This is a genomic window from Pseudomonas sp. FSL R10-2964, assembly GCF_009600035.1.
Classification (GTDB): Bacteria; Pseudomonadota; Gammaproteobacteria; order Pseudomonadales; family Pseudomonadaceae; genus Aquipseudomonas; species Aquipseudomonas bubulae.
In genome coordinates, this window is record NZ_WIWH01000070.1 from 1 (window position 1) to 7,008 (window position 7,008).

The following is a 7,008-nucleotide window of genomic DNA, read 5'->3' on the forward strand; positions in this document are numbered from 1 at the left end:
GCGATATTGGTGGTGTTGGTGGTGACCTGTTGATTGGTGGCGAACAGTTGGCTGCCGTTGATGGCATCGGTACTGGTACCACTGATCTGACCAGCAGCCACATTGGAGATTTGCCGTTCTGCGCCAATGCTGCCGACACTGACCACGCTGGCGGGTGCAGTCCCGGCAAAGGTGTAAGCGACGCCGCCGATGGTTGCCCCTGTGGTGGCGACTGCCGCCGCCGTGGTGCTGTTGGCGCCGAGTGCAACGGCCCCGATGTTGTTGGATGTTGCCCCTGAGCCCAGTGCCAACCCTTGGGTAGCGGCGTTGACCACAGTGGCTGCATCGCCCAGGGCAATGGAACCGGCGCTGTTGGCCTGGGAGCTATTACCCAGCGCCACGGAACCTTGGCCTGTTGCCGTATTGGCATTGCCCAGGGCCACGCTGCCCTGGCCGTTGGCGGTATTGTCGGCGCCCATGGCGACTGCGCCGGTGCCGGTTGCCGTGTTAGGGTCACCGATGGCGACAGCGCCGTTGCCGCTGGCTGTGTTGCCTGCGCCAATGGATACGGCTTTGCCGCCAGTGGCTTGCGCCGAGGTACCGATTGCGACGCTATCGTTCGAGTTAGCCAGAGAGCCGCTACCCATGGAGATTGCCCCGGTTGCGGTAGCTCTTGCGTTCGAGCCGATAGCCAGGGAGCTGGCAGCGGTTGCCTGTGAAGTGCTGCCGATAGCAATGCCGTCTTGGCCAGACGCTATCGTGCTAGCTCCCAGGGCTACGGAGGCTATACCTGAAGCAGTGCTGCTGACGCCTAAGGCCATAGAGCTTGCACCAGAGGCCCTGCTATTGAAACCAAGCGCGGTAGCGTTTATGGCTAAAGCTTGACTGGAAGTACCCACAGCTGTCGAATTTTGGCTGTTGGCAACGCTTTCAGCACCCAGGGCGGAGGCTCCCAAGTCTGAGGCATTGCTGGTTTCGCCCAATGCGACAGAGTTAGTGCCAGAAGCATTACTAGATAATCCGATAGCAACAGAGGAAGTGCCGGTAGCGACGGCAAGTCGCCCGAATGACTCAGAGCTGTCGCCTGTTGCAACGGAAGCCTCACCGATCGCAACACTTCTGTTCCTGGCAGTGGAGCCAGAGGCGGCGCTAATGGCTACGGAATAGAAGTCTACGGTCGCCGGCGCACCACCATTACCTGTTGCCGAACTGTTACTGATCACGCCTCCCGATATTGCCGTGCTGGAAAAGGCAAATGTGGGTAGCAGCCCTAATGACAGTCCAACAGTAACAATCACTAATGTTCTTATGCCCTTGCAAGGTCCGCTTTTATTTTTCTTGTGCGCAAACTCACTAGTGACTACCCAACTGCCCAAGGAGTAATTCCATACCACAGAAAAAATCTTGTTCATGATTGTTTATGGCGGGATGTACGCCAACCTCTGATGAAAGAATATGATGTGCATCAGAAACTACCGCCTTTGCATGCGGTATCTGAGTGTTGGTTAAAGACCAGGGCGCTTGTGACGAGCGGGCGGGGCTTTGTTGTGCGCAAGCCAAATGCTAGTTGCTCCGGCACAATAAGGGGTGTGCATGTTGTCCGAGGCCTCTTGAGGGGAGGTAGATGTTGCTATCAAACAGTGTTATTGGATCCGGTTTTAACAGTGCGAGCGCGTTACTGATATTTAAGCTATAAGTCGCGCACGAAACCATGGCAGCCCAGCAGTGAGTGGGTAGTCTTGATGGCTCATATTTTTAAAGTAGTACGGCTGTAGGTTATTTCAAGTTGTGTAACTAGTGTTCGGATGTTTTTCGTGCGAGTAATGAGGTGGGCTGATTGTTTTTAAAAAGTATATGTGTAATTAAAAGGGGGGGCGTCCTGCGCTGGCATGATTGCGGTTGGGTAAGTTTTGAGTGGTTGTATGGCTGCTCAAGAGATTGAAAATGATCATTTTTGTCTTATTTTTAATGGTTTTCGGTGGGTGCACGTTATGTCTCTTAATGTAAAGTCCAGACCACTTGGCTGTCGTTGTGAAGGGGCGTTTGTAGTAGAAGACGGTGAAATATCAATTCGATCTTAATGTTATGAGGTTTTAGGTATGAGTCAGCGCAGCAGGTCGGTGTTGACGATAGTTGTTATATGGTTTGTTTAATCTGATGTGTTTCTGCGTGGCTGGTGGCAGGCTAGTGGCGCCTTGTTGCAGTTTGAGTGGTCGCGCATGTGCAGTCCAGGTAATGCAATTGCTCGGCCTTGTAGTGTGGGGTCTCAGGTGATGAGGCGAGGTGTGGGGTGGTTTTTGTATGTCGGTTTTAATATGGGTGATCTTTAATTTGATGCTTTTAATTTGCATTGTTGTTATGGCGGTCAGTAGTAATATAATAAATATGGCATGGCGAAAAGAACCAGAGGGCGCTGCCCGGTCACGATGTTTTTGCTGGTGTAGCCTGTGTCTGAACGAGCGGGGGATAGGTTCTGTACAGGTTGCTCATGCGCTTGTGTTGAAGTCCCTGCTGCAAGGGTAGTTGCCTTCTTTTCGATGTTTACTGACGAAGAGCATATGTGGGGGGTCGTGAGTAGCGTCAGTGCATTCAACGGCGGAGAAATGTTTCGCCTGGATGCTGTAGTTCATTGCGCAATATCGGCTGACAGCACTTTCAGTCTATTGACTATGGCCCGCTCTCATCAGGCAGCGCGGGTGTCGGCGTTGTTCTTCATGGTGCCGCTATTGGCATCGGTAATGGCGAACTAATTGCTCGATGAGGTCATGCCAGGGTTGGCATGGCATGGCGTGGCGTGGAATGGTTGTTGCTGTGCTGGGGGTTTGGCTCGCTGAGGGAGTGACGTTGAACATGACCCGACACCAAGCAGTTCTCGATTGGTGGCAGTCAAGCGAAGACCTCGCCAACCACTCGAAACAATGAACGATGGCATAACCCGAAAAAATCGCAGCGAACAAAACAAAGGGCCTGCACGAGGAGTCTTATGCAAGCCCTTGATTTGTTTGGTGCCCGAAGCCGGAATCGAACCGGCCCGTCATTATGAACGGGGGATTTTAATTCAAAAAATTTATTTTTTTAAAAACAGTAGGTTAGATCTGTGTCTGTGTATGTTTCGCAGCGAGACGGTGCCAGGACCCTGAAGGCCATTGCTTCTACGTGATCAAAAATAATTGCTGTGAAGAATGCCCGTCAAAAATCATTTGGTTGGGTTGCCTTTTTGCCGCCCCTTTGACGGATGTAAATCTCGGTCATCACGACCGTTGTATGCCCCAGCTGGCCACTGAGCCTGAGTCGTATCTCGGCGGTGTGCTTATTGTATTGCCGTTGGTGCTGACTGGTGATGAGCAGGGAGTCCAACTCTGGAGCTGAGTCCTAAGAGGATCGTGTTTGTAGCGATTTTTACCAGCCGTTGCTGGTGTGTGGTTTTATATTGTAAATGCATTTACAATTATTTTGACCCTACAGACGCAAGGCAAAGGCCATGGAAATCAAAGAGTCTATTGAAATCAGATCGACCCCCGCGCAAGTGTTCCGCTTGTATAGGGATGCGGGACGGTGGGCTGACTGGGACCCAGAAGTGAGTAGTGCCAGCTTGCCTGGCGGTCTCAAGTTGGGAGCCAAAGGTTGGCTTAAACCCAGGGTAGGGCCCAAGGCTGGCATTCAGATTGTTGAGATGACCGAAGAAAAGTCGTTTTCGGCGCAAAGCCGTTTGCCGTTATGTCGCATGGAATTCGGGCACCTGCTCACGGAAAAAGAGGGGGGCACTGTCGCAACTCACTGGGTTGAATTCTCCGGGCCATTGAGCTTTCTGTTTCGATACCTGATAGGTAGATCCATCCAGGCAGCGTTACCCAATACGATGCAGGGGCTTAAGAAGTCCAGTGAAGCCCGGGCAAGCTCCCTATGAGTGTGAACAAGGACAGCGTCGAGGAGAACTGGAGTGGTTCTGCCTTCGCGGGGCCAAGCGACAGCCCTGGATTCAGACTCTGGCGCGACTTTTTGGACTGGCAGCGTCAACTTAATGTCCGCTTGAAGCCCTTGGGGCTTACCCAGCCACAGTTCGCTATCCTGGCTGTAAGTGGTTGGCTGACTAGAGAGGGCGAGCAGGTGACTCAGCACGGAATCGCCAGTTTTACCGGTATGGATCGCATGCATATTTCGCAAATCATATCCCGCCTGGGTAAGGACGGGCTTATTGAAAAGCAAGTGAACCCGCAAGATCATCGCGCAAATCTGGTGTCACTTAGCGAAGAGGGCCACCGACGATTGCGTGCTGCTTTGCCGATTGTTGAAGGCTTCGACAAAGAGTTCTTTCTAACGCGCAACACCTGATTACCTGTCTGGAAATCAGGTGTGATAACCCCCGAGCCCGGCCTAGTGCTGGGCTTTGTGTTTGCGCAGGAGAATGACGCCCGTTTTGGCAGGAAGACAGAGAAGGGGTAAAAAACAGAATTGCGGAGCGGTCTGTTTTTTTGCGGTGCAAAAACAAAGGGCCTGCACGCGAATCGCATGCAAGCCCTTGATTTGTTTGGTGCCCGAAGCCGGAATCGAACCGGCACGTCCTTACGAACGGGGGATTTTAAGTCATCTTACCCGTCGTCAGCATACAAAAGCAGTTGAGCGCTGAGGCCGGCTTTTGCCCGTACTTATAGGCTTTAAAACTTGTTAAAACAGTAACTTACGGACATTCTTGGCTGCATTGAAGAGCGGGTGAGAGCTGAGCTGGGCAGGCCTGGAATGGCGAAAGCTACCAGCAAAGCTCCCAAGCCAGCTCCCAAATAGCTCCCAAGCCGGCTACCAATTTTAAGGTGCTGGATACCAAATCGCAGATAGCAAAAAACACCAAGGTCTCGGTAGACGCTGGGGACAAATATGGGTGTTTTTTATTGAGCGAAATGAAGCTAGATGGTGCCCCGAGCCGGAGTCGAACCGGCACACATTTCTGCGACGGATTTTAAGTCCGGTGTGTCTACCAATTTCACCATCGGGGCTGATGTGGCGGTAAAGCAGGAGACGATTTAACCCCAAAACAAAGTCAAAATCAATCACTTAACCAGGGAAACGACGTGTTATGGCCTTGAAAATTAATTTTACTAAGTCCGCGCTGGACGACCTGACGTGCCCGCAAGGCAAATCCGACATTTTGGTGTACGACACGGAAATCAAAGGTCTGGCGATCCGGCTCACCAAAGCAGGCGGTAAAACTTTTTTTGTGGTGCGCAAAATCAAGGGGCGAGACCACAGGATTAAGCTGGGTGCTTTTGACAAACGCACTACAAAAATTCCGATGATTCGCGACGAAGCCCTGTCGATGTACACGAACCTGGAGGCGATGCTGGAGGAAAAAACCACGAAAGACTTGCAAGACGAAGTGACTGTCGAGAGCGCATTCGAAGACATGCTGATCGCAAAAGCGAAGCTCACTGAATGCACCATTGACGACTATCGCAAGACTTTTAAAAATCACATTGCTCCAAATTTGTCCGGCAGGCCTTTGCGCACAATAGCCGCTAAAGATGTGACCGCCCTGCACGCAAAGGTGACTAAACCGGTGCCAAAAAAGGATGGGACACTTGGCGCGCCACGGGAGCGGACGGCTAACAAGACATTATCCCTGCTCGGCTCGATCTTTTCGTTTGCCATAGCCTTTTACGATAACGGCTCAAAAAGGCTGGTTGAATACAACCCAGTTGACATCATGACTACGCTAAAAATCTGGCACGAAAATAAGCGATCAAAGATACGCATAAATCCTAATGAGCTTGGGAGGTTTATTGCAGAGTGCCTAGCTCTTGCTGATCAGCAGCCGATGCGAGATGTGCCAACATCTTTTAAAACCGTTTCAGCCGCTGTCCTCTTTATGCTTTTTAGCGGAGTACGGCCAGGGGAGATTGCAAAAATTCGCAAGACGGATATACACCACCAGACGAGATCAATCATCTTTTCGGCGCGGACAAAACTCAACGAAATTGACTCCCTAAAAAACGGAGAGGAATTTCACTTGGTACTAAGTGACAGTGCGTATTGCCAACTCCTTTATGCAATGAAGCACTCAATCAGCGAATACGTCTTCTCCGGCGTTTCTCAAGAAAAAATCAGCGAATCTAGCGTCAGGGATTTTCTGATTAGAGTTCAGGAAAAGGTTGGCACAAGCCTACCGCGGAAAATTATGCGGGCTAGTTTTATTTCGACAGCTCAAAAAGCTCGTATTGGTCAGTATTATACTAAGGTTCTATCTAACCATGGGGGTAAGGGACGATCCGTGGATGTGACGGATGGGTATAAAACCGATTATCTCTCGGAAATCAGGAGCGCAATTACACTTGTGGAAAGCGATATTCATACAATGTCTAAAATTGGAAAAAATGTTGTTTGCCGAGGATTGCTGGAAACTTTGGCCCCGCTCGATCAAAAAGCAATGGATCAGCTGGTAGTACACTCCTAAAAATGATCATCTAGACCATCTAGACCATCTAGACCATCTAGACCATCTAGACCATCTAGACCAACTTGGTCACACACTGGATTGTTCCGCGCGCTCAGTTGCTAAATCGCTCTGCCATACTGTGAATCCGCACTCACCTACAGCGAAATCACTCTCATATAGTGCGAGGTAGCCAATACTCGCACTACCATACTGCGATTTCACATTCACCCATAGCGAACATTCATACAGCCGAAAATACATCACTATATTTTCGATAATACTTCCACCTACTATAACTCCACCGGCACAGTAGTCTTGTATCAGTAGATAGCCAGTTGTGTCTATGTCGGACAAGTGTAGGCTACTCACTCCCCTTCGGGGGTTGCGTTGATAAAAGCGAACCAATAAAACAATAATAGGTAAGCCAAGATGAAAGTTATTGAGAAGCAAAAGAAAGACGCTAGGATCACGATCCGGTTCAGCAAGTCTGAGTTGGAGTCCCTTGATAACAAGATGGTCGATGCTGGGCGGCCGCGAAAACTGAGTGCAACACCTGACCTTTCCGGTACGGTGCTGCCCCTATGTCCTATTCCGAACTCAGC

The 7,008-nt window shown here is 50.6% G+C and carries 3 protein-coding genes, 1 tRNA gene and 2 pseudogenes; 3 read left to right on the top strand and 3 right to left on the bottom strand.

What is annotated here, in order from left to right:
- Both GHN92_RS24300 and GHN92_RS24490 read right to left on the bottom strand, forming a co-directional pair.
- Positions 1-626, bottom strand: a pseudogene (locus GHN92_RS24300) (hemagglutinin); the annotation flags it as partial.
- A 39-nt stretch (positions 627-665) separates the two neighbouring features.
- Positions 666-1,391, bottom strand: a pseudogene (locus GHN92_RS24490) (ESPR-type extended signal peptide-containing protein); the annotation flags it as partial.
- A 2,069-nt stretch (positions 1,392-3,460) separates the two neighbouring features.
- Here GHN92_RS24490 and GHN92_RS23285 point away from each other — a divergent pair.
- Complete coding sequence (locus GHN92_RS23285) at positions 3,461-3,886, top strand: SRPBCC family protein (protein WP_095018644.1); 426 nt, start codon at positions 3,461-3,463, stop codon at positions 3,884-3,886.
- A complete protein-coding gene (locus tag GHN92_RS23290; RefSeq protein WP_153381292.1) occupies positions 3,883-4,311 on the top strand; it encodes a MarR family winged helix-turn-helix transcriptional regulator in 429 nt (142 codons plus the stop codon). Before GHN92_RS23285 ends, GHN92_RS23290 begins: the two co-directional genes overlap by 4 nt.
- A 574-nt stretch (positions 4,312-4,885) precedes the next feature.
- Here the strand turns inward: GHN92_RS23290 and GHN92_RS23295 are convergent.
- Positions 4,886-4,970 (bottom strand) — tRNA-Leu (locus tag GHN92_RS23295).
- Positions 4,971-5,050: 80 nt separating this feature from the next.
- Between GHN92_RS23295 and GHN92_RS23300 the strand changes: the two genes are divergently transcribed.
- Complete coding sequence (locus GHN92_RS23300) at positions 5,051-6,424, top strand: recombinase (protein WP_095025384.1); 1,374 nt, start codon at positions 5,051-5,053, stop codon at positions 6,422-6,424.
- The last annotated feature ends 584 nt before the right edge of the window (positions 6,425-7,008 follow it).